Origin of the sequence: Leyella lascolaii, from assembly GCF_900079775.1 — a bacterium.
Taxonomy (GTDB): Bacteria; Bacteroidota; Bacteroidia; order Bacteroidales; family Bacteroidaceae; genus Prevotella; species Prevotella lascolaii.
In genome coordinates this window covers 201318-221826 of the sequence record NZ_LT556036.1, presented here as the reverse complement: position 1 = coordinate 221826, position 20509 = coordinate 201318, and the positions used below count along the sequence as shown (strand labels likewise).

At 45.0% G+C, this 20509-nt stretch carries 12 protein-coding genes and 3 pseudogenes; 1 reads left to right on the top strand and 14 read right to left on the bottom strand.

Annotation, left to right across the window (positions count from 1 at the left end; translation table 11 throughout):
- Positions 1–225 precede the first annotated feature (225 nt).
- The 6 genes and pseudogenes from BN4609_RS17105 to BN4609_RS04050 all read right to left on the bottom strand — a co-directional run.
- Positions 226–429 (bottom strand): annotated as a pseudogene (locus BN4609_RS17105) (transposase); the annotation flags it as partial.
- Between the two features lie 31 nt (positions 430–460).
- Positions 461–1678 (bottom strand): transposase, encoded by a 1218-nt coding sequence (locus tag BN4609_RS04075; RefSeq protein ID WP_008778838.1) that lies wholly within the window; start codon positions 1676–1678, stop codon positions 461–463.
- 333 nt (positions 1679–2011) lie between these two features.
- Positions 2012–2569 carry an NAD(P)H-dependent oxidoreductase gene (locus BN4609_RS04070; RefSeq protein WP_068855387.1) on the bottom strand — a complete coding sequence of 186 codons (558 nt, stop codon included), beginning with the start codon at positions 2567–2569 and terminating at the stop codon, positions 2012–2014.
- 160 nt (positions 2570–2729) lie between these two features.
- Positions 2730–4867 (bottom strand): annotated as a pseudogene (locus BN4609_RS04060) (alpha-amylase family glycosyl hydrolase).
- Position 4868: 1 nt separating this feature from the next.
- Positions 4869–5756: an ACP S-malonyltransferase gene (fabD, locus tag BN4609_RS04055; protein WP_021994517.1), complete on the bottom strand. Its 888-nt coding sequence runs from the start codon at positions 5754–5756 to the stop codon at positions 4869–4871.
- Between the two features lie 338 nt (positions 5757–6094).
- Positions 6095–7843 carry a phospho-sugar mutase gene (locus BN4609_RS04050; protein ID WP_068855384.1) on the bottom strand — a complete coding sequence of 583 codons (1749 nt, stop codon included), beginning with the start codon at positions 7841–7843 and terminating at the stop codon, positions 6095–6097.
- Positions 7844–8193: 350 nt separating this feature from the next.
- Here BN4609_RS04050 and BN4609_RS15605 point away from each other — a divergent pair.
- Positions 8194–8391: pseudogene (locus tag BN4609_RS15605) on the top strand (transposase); the annotation flags it as partial.
- A gap of 146 nt (positions 8392–8537) precedes the next feature.
- Here the strand turns inward: BN4609_RS15605 and BN4609_RS04040 are convergent.
- The 8 genes from BN4609_RS04040 to BN4609_RS04005 all read right to left on the bottom strand — a co-directional run bounded on the left by BN4609_RS04040 (position 8538) and on the right by BN4609_RS04005 (position 20449).
- Positions 8538–9509 (bottom strand): metallophosphoesterase, encoded by a 972-nt coding sequence (locus BN4609_RS04040; protein WP_084791349.1) that lies wholly within the window; start codon positions 9507–9509, stop codon positions 8538–8540.
- A 96-nt stretch (positions 9510–9605) separates the two neighbouring features.
- Positions 9606–12458: a TonB-dependent receptor gene (locus BN4609_RS04035; RefSeq protein WP_068855382.1), complete on the bottom strand. Its 2853-nt coding sequence runs from the start codon at positions 12456–12458 to the stop codon at positions 9606–9608.
- A gap of 1127 nt (positions 12459–13585) precedes the next feature.
- A complete protein-coding gene (locus BN4609_RS04030) occupies positions 13586–14815 on the bottom strand; it encodes an HU family DNA-binding protein (protein ID WP_068855381.1) in 1230 nt (409 codons plus the stop codon).
- A complete protein-coding gene (locus BN4609_RS04025; RefSeq protein WP_021994510.1) occupies positions 14808–15095 on the bottom strand; it encodes an HU family DNA-binding protein in 288 nt (95 codons plus the stop codon). Before BN4609_RS04025 ends, BN4609_RS04030 begins: the two co-directional genes overlap by 8 nt.
- Before the next feature lie 14 nt (positions 15096–15109).
- On the bottom strand, positions 15110–16405 hold the full coding sequence (rimO, locus tag BN4609_RS04020; RefSeq protein WP_068855380.1) for a 30S ribosomal protein S12 methylthiotransferase RimO: 1296 nt from the start codon (positions 16403–16405) through the stop codon (positions 15110–15112).
- Entirely contained in the window at positions 16402–17358 is a 957-nt protein-coding gene (gene ftsY, locus BN4609_RS04015) for a signal recognition particle-docking protein FtsY (protein WP_021994508.1), read from the bottom strand. Before ftsY ends, rimO begins: the two co-directional genes overlap by 4 nt.
- A gap of 156 nt (positions 17359–17514) precedes the next feature.
- Entirely contained in the window at positions 17515–19155 is a 1641-nt protein-coding gene (locus tag BN4609_RS04010; protein WP_068855379.1) for a dipeptidase, read from the bottom strand.
- Between the two features lie 4 nt (positions 19156–19159).
- Positions 19160–20449: a M23 family metallopeptidase gene (locus tag BN4609_RS04005; protein WP_241033184.1), complete on the bottom strand. Its 1290-nt coding sequence runs from the start codon at positions 20447–20449 to the stop codon at positions 19160–19162.
- Positions 20450–20509: the final 60 nt, after the last annotated feature.

Below are 20509 nucleotides of genomic sequence, written 5' to 3'. Positions count from 1 at the left end.
TAAGAAGAGCGGAGGTTGCTATCAGGATTTCAAGGCAAGCTTACTTTTGGCTTAACTCATCTTTCCCCAGACAAATCAACAACTTCAGTAATAATGCAATATTTACGAGTTTCCTCTCACATTAATGTAGACAGATGCGCCTCATGGGACACAAACAGCATACAATGCTTCATGAATATAAAACCATTCCGATTATAATCAATAGTTCGTTAAATTTTCCAGGCCCTAAGCGGCCCTGGCAGTAAATAAAACCAGTTCTTTGAAAAGTTTGTCAATAACTTGTGAGTCCGGTTGCAGACCGAACACGCAAATAAATCGATTGAGCATATAAGCGTTATGGATGATCGACTTGCAGGATGATATTGAGAACGGTATTCCCAGTTCCTTGCAGGCGACCTTGGCGATATTGATGCTAGCGAATGATGCGTTCCTANCAATAGTTCGTTAAATTTTCCAGGCCCTAAGCGGCCCTGGCAGTAAATAAAACCAGTTCTTTGAAAAGTTTGTCAATAACTTGTGAGTCCGGTTGCAGACCGAACACGCAAATAAATCGATTGAGCATATAAGCGTTATGGATGATCGACTTGCAGGATGATATTGAGAACGGTATTCCCAGTTCCTTGCAGGCGACCTTGGCGATATTGATGCTAGCGAATGATGCGTTCCTATGGAACTCGAGTTTTCTGAGGTCGGTTGACTGGCAGTCGTTAAGACCGGCATAGTGCTTCGCATCTCTGAAACAGAACTCCAGCTGGAAACGAGTTCTATAGCAGTCAATTACATCCTTGGTACTCATTGAGTCATCAGTGCTGAAGTAAATTTGCCACTTTGTCGTATCCTCTTCATCAGGATACCATACGACAACCTTGATGGAGCGTTTAAGTGACTTGGAATAAGCCTTCAGACCGATTAGACGGCCTTTGTCAACTTCAATCTCCTCACATCTGGAGAGATCAAGATTAGCAAAGTCAACCTTTCCATCATACCACTTCGGATGACCTCTCTTTCCGGTTGGCTTCTGAAGGGTCGGATAGAACAGAACCGCATCGTTGCGGAACCTGCTTATCACGTGGAAGCCTTCCTTGAGCAGAGGGTTGACGAACGTCTCTTTTGAGAAGAATGCGTCGGCAACTACCAGGCGTGATATCTTCTGGAGTTTTTCCTTTAGGATAATCAGGTTCTGACAGTACCATTCGACAAGGTTGTAGTCCATCTCCTCAAGAGACTTGGCGTCGGGAGTTTGTGGAGCACTCAGCGTCATACAATCGTGGTTTTCCACGTCAATGACACCGACTCCGAAGATCTCCTGACCGCGCTTCATCTCGCCAGCAACTCCGGACCAGAAACGTCCTATCCAAGGCGTCTTCTTTCCGGACTTGGGAAGAAAACTAGGATCGACGGCGATGGCCAGAAACTTTCCATTGAGAACCTTTCTGACGAGATACTCGTTAAAGGCAAACCAGTCGAAAGCCTCGTTCTCGAAGTTGTTACGGTAGGTCTGTTCGGAGAACTCACCATACCGACCCATCTGAAGGAAATTGACCTTGCCAGGAATTGCCATGAAGAGTTTTAGCGTATCCATAAGCACTTTCTCAAAAGGTTTGCTTACCTTTGATACTGATTTGAGGGCCTCGAAGCACTCGGATTGGTATTGCATAAGTAGGTTTGAGGATGTCATAACTTAAAGTGGTGGAATACTCTAAGTTACTAATAATCAGCGACTTATGCAATACTTTTATTGCCTAATTATCAATATTTTAGACAATTTTTCAGAGTCTTTTCTAGACCTTTTACAGCTTGCTCAAGCGATAGTTATTGACAGTATTTCAATGAACTTTTATATAGTGAAACCGGATAGCCGGCTTCAAATGTTTAACTTTTAGCGCGGTAAATTTTTACCGAAGTATTGATTATAATAAAAGTTGGCAGATAAAGATAAGTGCCGTCCACGTGTTGAAGAACGGCACTTTATATGATTCTGTGCGAGTCTGTAACATTCCTGTTACAATAGTCAAAGAGACTTAATCAGTTCTATAAGACGCTTGGCATGCTCCACCGACACTTTGTTTTGCTGTTCTATAAGTTCCGGAGTTGTTCGGTTGGCATAGCTTACGCCTCCGGTATAAACATATCCGGCAAACTCCATCTGACAAAGATTGCATGTCGCCTTGAAGCATGGAAGGAAATCATCTATTGTATACCCCATCGCCCCATCATGGCTGTACATTGATGCCGGTGCGCCTGTCGTAAACGAAAGAACAAGTTTTTTACCTTTCAATTTATTTCCGTTACTGCCATGTGAGAATCCGTGTTTGAAGGTCTCCTCCATCCAACGTTCCAGAATTGACGGAGCCGAGTACCAGAATACGGGAAATTCAAGTACGATTATATCAGCCTTAACCAGCCTCTGCTGTTCAGCCTCCACATTTATCTTGTAATCAGGATAAAGACTGTCAAGCCTCACAATCTCCGCCTCCGGCAATTCCTTGTGTACGGTGTCAAGAATTGTCTTGTTTGCCACTGAAGCCGAGAGGTCGGTGTGACCGCTAATGATAAGTACATTTTTCATATCATTTATTTTTAATGTTCTGTTTTTAAATTTGCTGTTATATTCATGCAAATATCATGCCACAACATAGCCCATCCGGCATCGTATATAAGATAAGGCTTATAACTAACTTAGCATCATATCATCACCGGCATCGTTCCTCCGATTCTGGGCATGCAGACTATTGAACGACCTTATACCGTATTCTGAAACCGTGTGTCTGTTCGTCCCAATTTGTGCCGAGAAGTTCAAAACGTCCTATCTGAGCAGTTGAGCGCACATGTTTGCCTATACACGGACAAACGTCATAATCACCTATATAAACCAGACGTATTGTTTCGGAAGTATTATCAGGAAGATTTGTCAGCTCCACATCGTCCGGAATGTCCTGCCGTGTGACGTACTTGTATCTCACAGGCAAGTCTTCCCCTATAAGCTCATTCATACGTCTTTCTATCTCCTTCTCATCTTTCCTTGAAGGCTTTCGCTCCAATATATATGTTATTTTGCTCTTCTTACGTTCCACATGAGCATTTGTAGACCGTTTGCATCCGAACATTCTTATCATGGTCTGGTTCAACAGATGCTCTGCTGTATGCGCGGGTGCGAACTCATCCTTGTTATGCTCATTCAATATAAAATCAGAGTCAGTTTCCATCAGATTACAAATTTATAGATGTTTACGCCATACGCACGTATATCGTCCGTAATATTGCGATTAGCTGAAAAATCAAGAACGCGTTCTCTTTCTGTAAGCATCTCTGTTGCATGAAACGTTTTCTCAGGGATGCCGAGAAACCCGAAAGCATGCTCCGGTACGCTTACACACACGCTGGCATCCTCATCAGAGAAATTCGAAACAATGAACAGAACCTCGTTCTTGTACTTGCGTATGAACGCATATTGTCGCGTCAGGTTCCGGTTGACATACATAAGATCGAAGAACTCACCCATACTTACAGATTTCTCATGCGATGCGATATTCAATATCTTTGTATACTCATCATTCAATCTGCGCTCTTCGTCTGTGAGTTCCTCCGGATGCTGATAGCCCTTATAAAGCGTGCTCACCGTCCAATAATCAAATATCGTGGTACGTCCGTCACAACCGCTGAAACCTTCGTTGTCCATACCGCGCTCTCCGTATTCCTGACCGGCATAAAGCATGAACGGATTACGTTGCATGAGAGCATTGACTGCCACTGCCGGCACGCCCTTTCTCGCATCTCCTGCAAAGAAATCACTCGCAATGCGCTGCTCGTCATGATTCTCCAGGAAGTACAGCATATGCCCGTTTATGTCGTCAACGCATTGCCAGGCATGGCTTATTGCAGTTGTCTGAGCCTCACCCCGCATGACGGCACGTACAGTGTCGTACATACCCACTTTGTCGTAAAGATAGTCAAAACCAGAGAATATGTAATTGCGGTATTCTGACGGATTGTAAACCTCGGCAATGAAAATAATTCCAGGATATGCTTCCTTCAGTTTACTGATAGCCCATTTCCAGAATTCGGCAGGCACCATTTCAGCCATGTCACAGCGGAATCCGTCTATGCCTTTCGACGCCCAATACATAAGTATATCCGTCATTTTGTGCCACGTATCGGGTATCGGGTCAAAATGGAAAGAGCGTCCTCCAGCATCACAATAATCTATTCCATAATTCAGTTTTACGGTCTCATACCAGTCATTGATACCGGGATGATTGTCAAAACGGTCGTTACCCGTAGCCTTCGCAGGACATTCCACATATCTGTCGCCTCCATTAGAGACATCAAACTGTGGTTCTAACGGTGTATCTACGCAGTAATAAAAATTATTGTCCGCACTGAACCCCATTGCCTTGTCGTCGTCCTCACCCAAATCCCTGACGTTATCAGGCTTTGAAACGGAGCGATACTGGCGTGCCACATGGTTAGGCACGAAATCCATTATAACCCCCAACCCATATCTGTGAGTACGCTTGACAAGAGCCTCAAACTCTTTCATTCTTTCCGGAACCTTATCCGCGAGATCAGGATCCACATCGTAATAGTCTGTTATGGCATAAGGCGAGCCTGCCTTACCCTTAACTATGGCAGGATGCTGTACCGGTATTCCGAATGAGGAATAGTCGGTTGCCGAGGCATGACGTATTACTCCCGTATACCAGATGTGCGTTACGCCCTTCGCCTTTATCTGCCTCAGAACTTTATCACTGAAAAAACTCATCTTCCCACAACCATTTTCGGCAACCGTACCATTACGTTTGCACGTAGTGTTACGGTTGCCGAAAAGTCGTGTGAAAATCTGATATATTATTATCTTCTTATTCATTTCAGATTAATCCGTGTGCTGCGACGTTTTTGTCTATGCGCCCAATCATACCCTGAAGAGCCTTGCCTGGACCGCACTCCGTGAAATCATCAGCCCCGTCAGCTATCATATTCTGTACAGAAGAAGTCCATCTTACACTGCTTGTAAGCTGTGCTATAAGGTTAGCCTTTATTTCTGAGGCATCGGTATGCGGTTTCCCGTCCACGTTCTGATATACAGGACATTTCGGCGCAGAGAATTCAGTAGCCTCTATGGCTTTCTGCAATTCCTCCTTGGCAGGCTGCATAAGCGGAGAGTGGAATGCGCCTCCGACCTTTAAAGGCAATGCGCGCTTTGCACCGGCAGCCTTCAGCTTCTCACAAGCCTGGTTTATGGCATCTACGTTACCGCTTATAACCAGCTGTCCCGGACAATTGTAGTTGGCTGGTACGACAATGTTCCCGGGAGTGCTGCATTCCTTGCAAACTTCCTCTATCTTTTCGTCAGGCAAGCCTATAACGGCAGCCATGGTTCCGGGAGCAGCCTCACATGCCTTCTGCATTGCCGTCGCACGCGCGTAGACAAGCTTCAATCCATCCTCAAAGCTCAGCGCGCCTGCTGCCACAAGAGCAGAGAATTCGCCAAGTGAATGACCTGCAACCATTGACGGAGCGAACTCTTCACCTAAGCACAATGCACTTATAACGCTGTGAAGGAACACTGCAGGCTGAGTCACCTTTGTCTGTGTCAGCTCGGCATCCGTACCAGAAAACATAATATCAGTTATTCTGAATCCGAGAATCTCGTTTGCTTTCTCAAACAATTCTTTTGCCTTTTCGTTGTTATCATACAGGTCTTTTCCCATACCTACAAACTGAGAGCCCTGACCAGGAAATACAAATGCTTTCATACTTTTCTGTTTTTTAGTTTAATACGTGTGCAAAGTTAATATTTTTTTTGCAATCAATGGATTTTTATGCCGGTAAATGCCCTATAATCACCTATTCTGAATCAGACCGATATACAGATATGGGCATGTGTCTGTCACATCCCCGCCCTCCTTACGTACATCTGCCGTCATCCTGTTTCACATGGTTTTCCTTTGCACCCCGACACATCCCCGGAAAAAGCGGAAAGCAATCAGAATCCGGACAAGACATTACTGTCACAATGAAAAAAATCTCCATCCGGACGTATCTTGACGACATTCACCCGGATGGAGATTATAGCCATAAACAGACAAGACCGTCAGTCAAGTCCCAAGGTCTTCTTTATAGCCTCAACCTTTTCCGCACTTTCCTTGTCGCAACGCTCATAGCATCCGGCACACTTCATGTTGCCTTTTATCTCAAGGTAGAACTTTATCTTAGGTTCAGTTCCTGACGGGCGTACACTCACTTTTGTATTGTCCTCACAGAACCACTGCAATACGTTGCTTGTTGCAGGCATGTCTATCTTTTCAACATTGCCCTCAGCGTCTTTCTGCTCAAGGGTAAGATAGTCTTTCACCAATACCACCTTGCTGCCGCCAAGTTCTGTAGGAGGATTCTTTCTGAAGTTGCTCATCATAGCCTGAATCTCATCCGCTCCGCTCTTTCCGGGACGAACGACATTGATAGTGGTCTCTTTTGAGAAACCGTATTCAATATAAATATCCATCAACAGGTCATAGAGCGTCTTTCCCTGATCCTTTGCATACGCACATATCTCAGCCAACAGAGAGCAGGCAGACACAGCATCCTTGTCGCGTACGAAGTCTTCGGCAAGGAAACCGTAGCTTTCCTCTCCGCCACCGATATACTGCTGCTTGCCCTCAGACAGTGCTATCTCACGTGCTATCCACTTGAAACCAGTATAGCAGTCTCTCATCTCGATATGCTGCTTGTCGGCAATCTGCTTTATGGTCTCGGTTGTCACGATAGTCTTGACAATGAAGTCGGTCGGCTTCATCTTGCCTGTCTTAATGCGGTTTGTTATTATATAATAAAGGAAAATGAGACATGTCTGGTTTCCGTTTATGAGAATCCACTCACCCTTGTCATTCTTGCATGCCATGCCCACACGGTCAGCGTCAGGGTCGCTTGCCATTACTATGTCCGCATCCATTTCCTTTGCGTCTCTCAGAGCGAGCGTAAGAGCTTCTCCGTTTTCAGGGTTCGGGCTCTTTACTGTAGGAAAATCGCCGCTTCTAACCATCTGTTCCTTGACACAGTGAACATTCTCAAATCCCCACTTTTTCAGACTTTGAGGAATAAGCATCATACCTGTGCCGTGCAACGGAGTATAAACAATCTTCAAGTCCTTCTGACGTTTGATTACCTCCGGGTCGATAGAGACCGTCTGAACCTGCTCGAGGTAAGCATTGTCCACCTCTTCACCGATAATCTGGATGAGCGACTTGTCTCCAGTAAACTTCACATCGTCAACCTTAACCTTGTTCACCTCATCTATTATACCGACATCATGCGGAGACAACACCTGTGCTCCGTCCTCCCAATATGCCTTATATCCGTTATACTCACGCGGATTGTGCGAAGCTGTTATGTTCACACCAGCCTGACATCCGAGATGGCGTATTGCGAAAGAACATTCCGGTGTAGGACGCATGTCGTCGAAAAGATAGACCTTGATGCCGTTTGCGGAGAAGATGTCAGCTACTGTCTCGGCAAACAGGCGGCTGTTGTTACGGCAGTCGTGGCACACGACTACAGAAACAGAACTGCGTCCGGCAAAATTCTTTTTCAGATAATTTGCAAAGCCCTGTGTAGCCATTCCCACTGTGTAAATGTTCATTCTGTTACTGCCTGCTCCCATTATACCGCGGAGTCCGCCGGTACCGAATTCCAGATCTTTGTAGAAACACTCTATCAACTCTGTCTTGTCACTGTTGTCAAGCATAGCCTGAACAGACTTGCGGGTGCCTTCGTCAAAAGAAGGCGACAACCATTGTTTTGCCTTGTCCGTGCACAAAGCAACCAGTTCTGTATTATTTTCCATAATTAAATAAGTTATGTTTTTAGCGTTCTTTTATATATCTACAAAGATAGTGATTATATGTGAGAATAGCCAACACAACGGGTTATTTTTTTATCTTTATAATCCCATAAATGGGGTCAGTAGAAATTTAGTGGGGATAAATTTGTAAGAAAATCGAAAAGTCCTTTACTTTGCAGTATGGAAAAAGATTATTTGAATATGTTGGCCGGTATCGTACTGCCCACACAGATATTGGATTACTTTTCGATAGTTGGCATTGAGCAAACCACCGGAGAGATACACATCAGCCTGGACGAGAAGATGAATCCGGAACTAGGCAATGACGCGCACTTTGAGTCCAAAGGTTTNTCCACTCATTTGATGTTATCGCAGCCACCTTCTATGAGCATTATGATGAAATCCTCAACTTCTACAACAACCGTTCATCAAATGCGCTCGCTGAATCATTCAACGCTAAAATCAAACTCTTCAGAGCGAATCTCAGGGGAGTTGTTGACAAGAAGTTTTTCTTATTCCGTATTGCTAAACTGTATGCCTATCCCCACTAAAAATCTACTGACCCCATAAATGTCCTTAACCTATAATGGACATACCCATTGCAGCCGCATATGTACAGATTAAACGCCAACGCCTCCGCAGGCAGTCTGTTTTCCTGCGGAGGCGCATACATTATCGGTTACAAATATATGTGCGCTTATTTTGTCTTTGTGATTGTGTGCAGCACTTTTCCGGTCTTGTCTATCATATACATTCTCAATGATTTCTTTGTAGCGGATATTACAGAAAAGCCCGGTTCGGACGAACAGAACACCGTACCTTCAACAGGTTTCACGCTACGGGCAAGCGAACCTGCTGAATTGACAACGTAATCTATGCTGTCTCCCTTCATCTTTATATGTTGGAAATTATGTATGTGACCGCATGCATACAGTGATACGTTATTATATTTCTTAAGTATCGGAAGAAGAGTACGTTGCAAATCAGTCCGCTCAACATCATCCTTTGGCGTCTCGGCATATATCGGATGATGGCCGACAACTATCACCCAGTCTTCTTTCGCCTGACTGAGTGTGGCGTCAAGCCATTTCAACTGTCCGTCATTGTCCTGCTTGCACGCGTCCGGATATTTGTCGCTTTCCTCGCGGTATTTCGAAATAAGCGGCGTAGTGTCGACAAATACGATGCGGAGAGTCGTTCCGTCCTCATTGAAAGTGCGGGTGTAATAGCGTCCTCCCATCTCCCATCTGCGGCTCACCTTTCCATAATCCAGCACAGCCTGTGTATTGCCACGATACTCATGGTTTCCCAATATAGGATACCACGCAAGCATGAGCTCAGGATGGGAATATATCTGCTCGTAGTTTGTCATCCATAAAGGGTCGTCTACGGAAGCCACACCCTCAAAATGATGTACATCGCCTGCCGCAATCACGCACTCAGGTCCGAGTGTCTCTGCCATGACACCCATAAGCTCGGCTATGGGTTTCTGGTCATAATATCCGTTTCTTCCAAGGTCGTTAGCCATATACAACACGACGTCTCCTTTTAGTTTTTCCCAGTCGGCGGGAGTCTGCGCATATACTGCCAGACACCCTAAGAATGATAATATCACGGCTGCAAACACTGTATGCAGCCCTTTTCTGAAATCTGTCATACTACTTTTCATATTTTTATCTGTTTTATACAATATTCCGATACACACGTCAAGTTCCCGCCGTTTGGCGCATGTCACGCGGACGGCGGAAACTCAAAGCACTATGTATTAAAGGTTTATCTTTATGCCGGCATTCACTTTCACACCATAATATTCAACCTGCATTGTGCGGTCTTTCTCTCCCTGATAGTAACGGAGCGGCTGGTTAAGCAGATTGTTTGCCTCCGCATAAACCGTGAACTTGGTTTTCTTGCCCCATGTATAGCTTGCGTTGAGGTCCATATAGCTCACACTGTCATAATAGCGGTCGAGCGCACGGTCACCGGTATTCATCTGGTCTATGAAGCTGGATGCGAAGTTGTAGGACAGACGCACGTTCACTCCTGATTTCTCATAGTATAGGGAAGCGTTGGCTGTATGTTCCGGAGAGCCCGCCATCTTCACATCGTCGCCATCCTTTATTCCAAGCCGTTCGTTATAGTTCCTTGTGGAGCTGTGGGTGTATGTGTAGTTGGCATAGAGACCGAGACATTTCAGCGAAGGTGCGATAAATCCGAAATCGCGCTGCCATGCAGCCTCAACGCCGAATATTCTCGCGTCATACGCATTCATGTTCTGTGTAACCTCGAATGTCTCGTTATTGCCCGCGAGACCGAGCTCCGCACCTGTGTAATATCCGAGTGTCTCCACATTCACGTTGTGCACGTCCTTATAGAACAGTCCGAGACTGACAAGACCTACGCTCTTGAAGTAGTAGTCGGCAGAAAGATCATAATTGAGAGATGTTGTCGGCTTGGTGTCAGGATCGCCTATAGTAGCCTCCTGGTCAACCAGATTGAAACTCTTGTTGGCTATGAGAGCCGAATATTTGGGGCGTGAGAGTGTCTTCGTGAACGAAGCACGGATGTTTCCGCTGTCTCCCAGTTTATATTTCAGGAGAAGGCTTGGCAACAAGTCCGTATAATCATGCTTGTATTCACCTGTAGGCGTGAGTTTCTCAAACTCTTCCATTTCCACCTCACCGTCCTCGTCGATAACCGGCTGGCCGTCAGCACCAATCACTTCGTTCTCACCAGCCTCATAGTTGAAACCGTTTGTGCGCAGGGACGTGCGCTCCACACGCAGTCCTACGGTAGCGTCGAAGTTCTTGCCGAGTTTCTGGTCGAAGCGTATATATCCGGCGAGTATTGACTCTTTCACTTTGTAGTTGCCTGCCTCTTCCTCAAGAACCTCCTCACCATAAGACTTGTCAAAAGCTATTCCGCCGAGGAATTCTTTTCTGATGAAAGGAGTATGGAGCGGATAGAACTCGCCAGGCATGAACCCGCTGCGTATCTGCGGATAAGTCTGTGTGCGCCAGTTTCCGAGCAGTTCCTCGTCATATTCATAAAAGCTGACGTCACGTTTTTTGTCCTTGCTTGTATATTTTGCTCCGAACTTCAGTTTGTTTCCATAGAGTCCGCTTACAAGAGGCAGCTCGAAATTGAGGCGTGCCTTATATTCATTCTCCACAATATCCTCATCCTGATTGGTCAGTTCGTCTATGCTCCAGCCGTCATCATCCAGATCTGGCAGAGGAACAGTACAGTAGGGCTGGCGTCCGAACACATCCTTGAAGCCCGAACCGAAGTCAATTCCCTCATACTCGAATGAGGCATAACGCTCATTGGGACGCTCTTCTGTGGCACGAGAGTAGCTTCCCGCCCAGTCTATTTTGAGATTGCCGATGTAATGCTCACCGTCAAGCGTGAAGTCCATAGTCTGCTGACGCTCCAGACGCGCGTTCTTCGTATCGTAGGCTCCTGCCTTTGTCTCAAGCACGACAGACTGCTTTGAGGCGGAAGAGTTGAGCTTCTTGTAACTTATGCGGTAACGGTTCTCCCAGTCGTTACGGCGGTTGTATATACCCTTGAAAGAAATCTTGTTCAACGGATTGAACTTATAGTCGAGAGCAAGCGAATAGCTCTGACGCTCGCGGGTGACATAGTACTGGCGTGCCTGAGCCTCCTTGAGCTCCACACCATCATCTCCCATCTCATACTCAAACTCCGTATTGTCAGAGCCTCCGGGCGCATACTGATACGAGGCGGACGCCATCACACCCAGCCTGTCGTTGAAGAAGCGGTCGCCCCATGTGGCTCCGAGGTTCCACTGCTGCTTGTCGCTTATCCATGTATGGCCTGTTCCGACGGTGAAATTAAGCACACGGCGCGACGGAGTGTTCTTTGTCACAAGATTTATAGCGCCTCCGATGGCATCTCCGTCCATATCCGCTGTCACCACCTTGTTCACCTCTATGGTCTGAACCATATCTGAAGGAATGAGGTCGAGCTGCACGTTACGTGTGTCGCCCTCAGCCGAAGGAAGTCTGTTTCCGTTGACGGTGACAGACGTGAGGTCCGCACTCGTTCCACGCACCTGACCGAAACGCGCCTCTCCCTGGTCATACTGTACGTTTATTCCGTTTATGCGTTTAAGCGCGTCGCCTATGTTCGAATCGGGGAACTTACCCACCTGATCAGCCGATACAATATTTGTTATACCCATACTGTTCTTCTGCATCTGCATAGCACGACGCTGACCGGAAAACGCGCCGTCGACAACCACCTCCTGCAAGGCGATGCCTTCGGTAAGGACAAAGTTGCTTTCCTTTGACTTGTTGCCTTCTATCACAATCTTTGCGACTATGGGCTGGAATCCCACATATGATATTTTCACTTCATATGTTCCCGGTTTAAGGTTGGGCAATTTGTAAAAACCGTTCATGTCGCTTGTGACTCCGGTATGCAGTTCCTCAATCATGATGGTGGCTCCGGGCAGTACACGGTGTTCCGCATCTGTTATACGTCCGGTCACACTTCCCACCACAGCAAGTTCACTGACATCGTTTGCAGCCGTGACACCTATACAACCGGCACCGAACAAAGCCGCGATAAACAACAATCTTTTAACCTTTTCCATATAATTTTTAATAAATTGATTTACGGATGCAAAGGTATTCCTGAACAATTACTAAAGAAAAACAAATAAATTAAAGCATTACGACAATTGTTTTACAACAGCGTTACAGACGGTCACAATATTTCTTCCGGTGTCATAATTGAGGTTTTCAACCCAGACAGGTTATGAAACGTTCTATGAAAAAGCCAAACATCAGGCATTGCATTAAGGCTGGAACAATATGCATGAACAGAAACCGATATTCGTACGATAAGTTGAGTAATGGTGAAAATAAAGACAACGTCAAGTCGCTGAGATTCCCGTAAAATATTTCAGCAAACGAACCGCATGCGTACACGCCAGTTTTGACAACCATGCATAAGCTGTTGAATATCAACACGAAGCACAAACGGCATCGTCATATGCACTTGTCTGACTTACGGAAAAGGCTTTTCCGACTTGCAGGAAAGCCCATATGACGATGCGATAAAGCCCGTTCTGGATTACAAAACGGGCATAACCGGAATATAGGACGGACTTAGCAAGAGTACGGAATGTCTGAAACAATGCATGAAAAGAGCAAAAACGGGGTAACAATTAAGGTAGCTACAGGGGAATATACGGGTTAGGACCGTTTGCGGAAAGGAGGTAACGTGCGTGGAAACGTGTCTAAATCCTTACACCGTTTCTGTTTTACAAAATAAAAATGTAAAGATTTTTTACTGCCCGTTATTTATGAACAGGAGATTATGGAATGCCGAATCAGACGTACAGAGAGCATATCCCATTTGTCTGTAATCGGTCATCAGACTGTATAAACTGTTTTTTGCACCTGTTTGTCAGATGTTCACATCCCATCCGCATAGCTCTCGCCATTTTGCCTCCATGTTTTTCCAGATGTGTCCCGCTAAGGCTTCGGCAAGACAGGAAATAAATGAGCATGACGGCATGGCAGTATACGGATGGGGCATAATTACCTGTTCGTAATGATACATAAGCCCCGAGTCATAGACCGATTACGATAGGACATCAGAACAATCAGTTTTGGTCTGACGTCATTCCAAGACTGCCGGTATAACGGACGACTGAAGTTTGTAAAGTCACAGAGAAGAAACGCGGTACCGCAATCAGCTTATCAAAGACAGACCTCAATTCTTTCTGATTTTCTTTAATTTCAATTTCGGGATATTAACCGTCTCTCCTTTTTTAAATGTTTTGCCTTCATTGACCGCCTCTACGTAGCATTCCATTCCAGGACCGAGATATCTTTTACTTATATACGACAACGACCTGTCCTCTTTCAGGGTAATGATCTTGGCAATGCCTACTATCCTGTAAGCTCCTGTTCTTATCCTCGGGTCTTTGTTGTATTTGTCCGGATTGATTTCATTGCTATCGTCCGGCACGCTTTGTTTCCTTGCAACACTGTCCTTAACAGATTCGTTTGCTTTACGGTCAATGCTGTCGTGTGTCACAAGATGTTTATTGCTGTCGGCTGAAGGCACGTTTTCCTTCTTTACTTTTTCCTGAAAATTATCTATCACAATTTCCAGTTCCAATATCCGGTCCTCACAATGCGACAGCTTATTCTGGTAATAAAACATACCGTATATGCCCAATCCGCACAACAGTACTATGAAAGCCAACAATGAGATAATGATTTTATTGCTCCTGCCTGAAGCGTGGCAGTGTTCTACGCTTGTCTGCGGCTGCACATCGTGCGCAGCTACTTGCGCTTCATTCCGGGAAACATCAGGAACGGAAGGGATGTCATCTTCGTAAGAATCGGTCTCATCCGGAGTCTTTTCGCTTTCGTCGTGATGCTCCGGTTCTTCAACGTCCTGTCCGACAGAAACGACCGGACTTTCATCAAGTGCATTATTATCGTCTCCCGTGTCCGACGTTATATCAGAAGGAGCTTCCGCATCCTCATCCTTTGTCCGGCTCTCTTCAGGCAGGACGGAACTCTCATCCGCGATGCCGTTCTCATCATTGTCAACACCGTCACTCACCTCCGCGTTGTCACTGTCATCATTGTTTTCAATATCAGAAAAATCAACCCCGTCGTTGATTATCACAGTCTCAAACTGTGAAAACGGAAGGTTGACTCTGTTCTTAAGCGAAGTTTCCGGTGTGAACGAAATCTTGTTACGTCCCTCTATAACTATACGTTCACCGGTATTTACATCAATACTCTCACGCGCATTGACACTCTGAATCTTAAACGTGCCGAGTCCTTTCACCTTGACTTGCTTGTCACTACTCTGCAGACCGGAGTTAATGACGTCAAACATCTGCACGACAAAGGCGTCGGCTTCCTTTTGAGAAAGTCCGTATTTCGCAACAAGAACAGAAGACAGTTCTGATATTTTATTCATTTTCTGATTTTCTTAGTTTTTCTTTTATTGACGCTACAGGCTTAAAATTTAATACTATCTTTGGTGGAACCATCATTCTCTGACCGGTAGAAGGGTTCACAACGATACGCTCCATACGATTTTTCAGCTCAAAAGTACCGAAATTAGGAACCGACACATTTTCTCCCTCATCAAATCTGGAAGCCATCACCTCAATCACGCTGCGTACATATTTCTGGGTATTTTCCTGTGTATATCCGCACCGCTGGGACAATTCGTATATATATTCCTTATTATTCATTGCGTAAGAAGTTGCTAAATTACCTCTCCATATAAATCGAACTCACTGCTGTCTGTTATTCTGACATTATAGAAAGAACCTATTTTCAGATTTTCGTCTGATTTGATAAGAATCTCAGGATCGACCTCCGGTGAACTGAATTCCGAACGTCCTATGTAATAGTCCTGTTCTTTTCTGTCGACTATCACACGCACAGAGCTGCCTATCTTCTCAGCTTCCATCTCCGCACTTATGTCCTGCTGCAAAGCCATAAGAGCGTCAAGACGCTGTTGCTTTACGTCAGAAGGGACGTCGTCCTTATAATGCAAGGCACTGTATGTCCCCTCTTCCTCTGAATATGCAAACGCTCCCATCCTCTCGAATCTCGCCCATCTGACGAAATCCATAAGCTCCTGAAAATCTTTTTCGGTCTCACCTGGGAATCCGACCATAAGTGTCGTACGCAGATAAATGCCGGGAACGCTCTTTCTTATCTCGGAAATGAGGTCCATGGTTTCGCTTTTTGTCACGTTCCTATGCATTCGGGAAAGCATGTTATCAGATATATGCTGAAGCGCGATGTCAAGATATTTGCATACGTTTTTCCTTTCATTCATGACTGTGAGCAACTCTTTTGGAAACTTGTTCGGGTATGCGTAATGCAACCTTATCCATTCCACGCCCTCTATGTCTGACATTTTGCGTATGAGATCGGCAATGTGCTGCTTCCCATCTATATCAACACCGTAATATGTGAGTTCCTGAGCTATAATCTGAAACTCCTTCACTCCTTCGGCTACAAGCGTTCTGACCTCCTGCAAGATATCTTCCTCCGGTCTGCTTACATGACGTCCCGTGATTAAAGGAATGGCGCAATAAGCACATCTCCGGTCACAACCCTCACTTATTTTAAGGTATGCGTAATGTGAAGGAGTGGTGAGATGACGCTGTCCGGAACAGGTTGCGACCTCGCTCTTACCAAGGTCTGTCAGCAGCTGTCTGTAATTGAACTTGCCATAATATTTATCTACCTGAGGTATTTCCTCTTCCAGTTCCTTCTTATATCTCTGCGAAAGACATCCCATGACAAACAGCTTCCGTATTCTCCCTTCTTCCTTGGCTTTGACGAGTTCTAATATTGTGTCGATGCTTTCCTGCTTCGCATCCTCGATAAACCCGCAGGTATTGATTACAACTATCTCGCCTTCTATCTTCTCGGAATCGTGTGTGCAATGATAACCATTGGCTTCAAACTGCCTCATGAGAATCTCGCTGTCTACAAGATTCTTTGAGCAGCCCATCGTAATAAAATCAATCTGACCTTTTCTCATTGCCTGTTAAAAAGTGAATCTACGAACTGTCGTTTGTTAAATAACTGAAGAGCGTCCATCGACTCACCTAATCCGATGTATTTGACTGGAACCTTCAGCTGGTCACTGATTCCTATCACAACACCTCCCTTGGCAGTGCCGTCAAGCTTGGTTATTGCAAGTGAGCTGATTGGAGTCACTGAAGAAAACTGTTTTGCCTGCTCAAACGCGTTTTGTCCGGTGCTTCCGTCCAACACGAGCAGCACCTCGTCAGGCGCTTCGGGCAACACCTTCTTCATGACATCTTTTATTTTCTTCAGCTCATTCATCAGACCAATCTTATTGTGAAGGCGTCCCGCAGTATCAATCAGAACGACATCAGCTCCGTTTGCCTTTGCCGAGGAAAGGGTGTCAAACGCCACAGAAGCTGGATCGGAACCCATCTGCTGCTTGATGACCGGCACTCCGACACGCTCGCCCCAAATGCAAATCTGCTCCACGGCAGCAGCCCTGAAAGTGTCGGCGGCACCTATATAAACCTTCTTCCCCGCCTTTTTGAACTGATAAGCCAATTTACCGATTGTGGTGGTCTTGCCCACTCCGTTCACTCCTACAACCAGTATGACATACGGCTTGTGGTCCTGAGGCAAGTCCCAATCGTCATTGTCTCCACTGTTGTTTTCTGTCAACAGATTAGTGATCTCGCTTCTTAGAATCTCGTTCAATTCCGAAGTGGAGACATATTTGTCGCGTGCCACACGCTCCTCAATACGATGTATTATCTTTAATGTCGTGTCAACGCCAATGTCTGAAGTTATAAGAACCTCCTCCAGATTGTCAAGCACATCATCGTCAATTGTTGACTTTCCCGTTATTGCTCTCGCCAACTTATCGAACACACTGAACTTGGTCTTCTCAAGACCATCATTCAATATGTCCTTCTTTTTCTTATTAAAGAGTCCGAATATTCCCATCTGTTACTATAATATTAACCACGGAAGCAGAATAAAACATTTAATATTGCAAATATAATAAAAATTATTGATATACTCAGAAAAAGACCGCGCACATTCAATATGATTAAAAACAGGTAAAGAAAAATTGTGGAATTTTTCCTTACCTGCCGATATTCATTCCGGCAACTTATACTTGTCTCCCGTTGCCTTAACTAATTCTCTTGCATAACTTTCCGGGAATCCGGGACGCACGACTCTTTCGCCATTGCCCGTCTTTGTTCTTTTGAATACTCCGTTTTCCTCAGGCTTTAGAGCCATGTCATTATATTTTACAATCAGATATATTGCAAGAGACTTCCATCTTGCCAACATCTCCTGCGCTTTATCATTACTGTATTTATTAAGATATTCTATCGCAGCATTCTTGTCGGAACCATACAATTCCATCGCCTTGGCTTCAACGGTTCTCTGATTGTCAAAATAATCAGCTTCCAGACTGTCTCTCACCTCTTTTAATGAAGGGAACATCATACTGTATCTGGGATAAATCATGTTGCTGACCCAATTGCATACCCAGAACGCATTCCTATCGGAGAAAGTGACAGCATCCGCTCCCGGAGTGTTATAACATTCCGGCTGGACTTTGTTACCGCAATATATTGGAGTGTAGGCTATCATATTCGCATCATCGTTACCGAACCACAGCACTCCTCCAATCTCACGTGGCAGCCACGACCTCATCTGTGATACAAATGAAAAACCACTTTGCTGCGTACTTATAGGGCGTTCATTAAAATATGTATTGCCATCAACTGTATATGTTAACGGAGTCGGTCTGTATGGCATCTGCCATATTCCTCCGCCTATGTCCGTCGAGTCTATCGCCAGCGGAGTGCCTTCGTAGTGGTCTCTCATACATCTTTCGATATCCTGTACGCTGACTTTTCTGTTGGGGACAATCCATAATGGCATATCCTCAGCATCCGGATCAACTCCCATTGCCCACGGCAAGTATCTGTCGAAACCGTCATTGAAATGTCTGAAAAAGCTCCATACGCGCGCCTCGCAAAAACGTCTTCCCTGAAAATCGGGCTTGGCATACGCCATCTTCCATGAGAAATCCTCATCCCGACCGGTGAACCATCCTTGTTTCCTTGCGTATTTTATCACATCCTTTGAATATAAGACATTCTCCTTGTCGTTCATATCAAACTTACCGATACGGCTTTGATTGGCATGCGCGCATATTGCGTTGTCCGGCACCCGAAGCGCTACCCATACGGCTTTCTTGGAACCCGGACCCATTCCCATCATCTCCATTATCCACGCTTCGTTAGGGTCGCAAATGGTAAACGTCTCACCTTCCGAGCAATATCCGTATTTATTCACAAGAGTTGTCATGACATGTATGGCTTCTCTTGCTGTCTTGCTACGCTGCAATGCCACGTATATCAAAGAACCGTAATCAAGGATTCCCGTTGTGTCAACCATCTCCGCACGTCCTCCGTACGTGGTTTCAGCAATGGTGACCTGATATTCATTTATGTTTCCAATGACATTATAGGTCTCTTCCGCCTCAGGTATCTCTCCATGATATTCCTTCGTGTCCCAATCAAATATCTTACGCATCTCTCCTTTTGCGTGCTTCGCGGCAGGATAATGACATAATCCTATAAACATACCATAGTCATCGGCATTATACGTACAGATTACCGAACCATCAGTACTTGCTTTCTTACCTACAATAAAACTTGTGCAACCGAAAGCTGCCGATGCACTTATAATCAACATTAATAAAACTGCATATCTTCTCATAGTCCTAATATTTTATATGTGCCGTATATGTTTCCTTATTGTTTTTATTATCTATAGCGATGACTTCAAGCCTGTGTAATGTTCCGTTTTTATTCAAGTACTTTCTTAAATCACACGTGTAGACACCTTTTCTCGAGACTCCATCCAAAACCAATTGTCTGTTGTCAATATATCCGTAACATTGCTTCAGTCCACTGCCATCGTCATAAATGCTGGACCTCAGATAATGAGATGACGCTCCCAAGCCCGTTTTCAAAGGCTCTATTACCGGTGGCTTATCATCATACTTTATTTCATAAGTGTCTCCTATATCACGTATATAACCTGTCAGCCAGCCTTTCTTGTACATTCCGCCACAATATCGTGACACGCCATAACTGTTAGAAATATACAACTTGGATGTGTCTTTTACATATTTATTACATTTAATAGATATTCTGGCATATCTGACAAGCGGTAATGAAACGCTGTTGAAAGAATATCTGTCTGACAATTTCTCCGGCTGTCTGTATATTGTTGGAGATATTATCCTGTCCTGAGTCAATGAGTTGGGTTTTACTGTCAATTGTACATTGGGAAGGGAAATACATGTCAGTCTGTCCCATAAAACACGACGGAATAAGTTTGTATGCCTTGGAGGAGACACTGCAAAAGGATTTCTTTCAGCCTTTCCTTCCACTGTGAAATTATACTTGGTATTGTTTCCACTGGCATCCGTCAGGACGTAAGTTATGTGATAATCCCTCTCTTCATCAAAGACAACATATCCTTTATTGGCGTCCGTATTATATATAGGCAGGTGATTTCCCGGTTCCACGAATGACTTCATATACCATGTACCGGTTTTTATAAAATGTTCATAGTCGCCACAATAATCCATCACACGTGTCATACGACCCGGAATCCTGGCTACATCACTTTCAAAGACAAGCCTGCCGTCGACAATCAGTTGTGTTTTACGGACTCCCAATCTGTTATATGTGTTATCCATATAATCATTCGCCCATATGCCGAAACCTATTTTACCCCATGCCGTGTATTTGCCGGCGATGTTTAAAGCAGACAATGAAAAGCTCTGCTTTCTTGTCGAGCCGCAGAACACCCCACCCCCCGCCTGAGGATAGACCATAATTCCGTGCGCCAACGGTGGTGTGGTGTCTTTTATATATTTACCGAAAAACATGAGCGGATCCATCATGTCACCGCTTTCAGACTCATACATTTCCATATGTATGTGCGGTGCAGTGCTTGAGCCGGTATTTCCACTTATCGCAATAACCTGTCCTTTTGCCACAGGACATTCGTATGGAGCCAAAGCAATGTCCACATTGTAATTCTTGCTCGCACGCTGTCT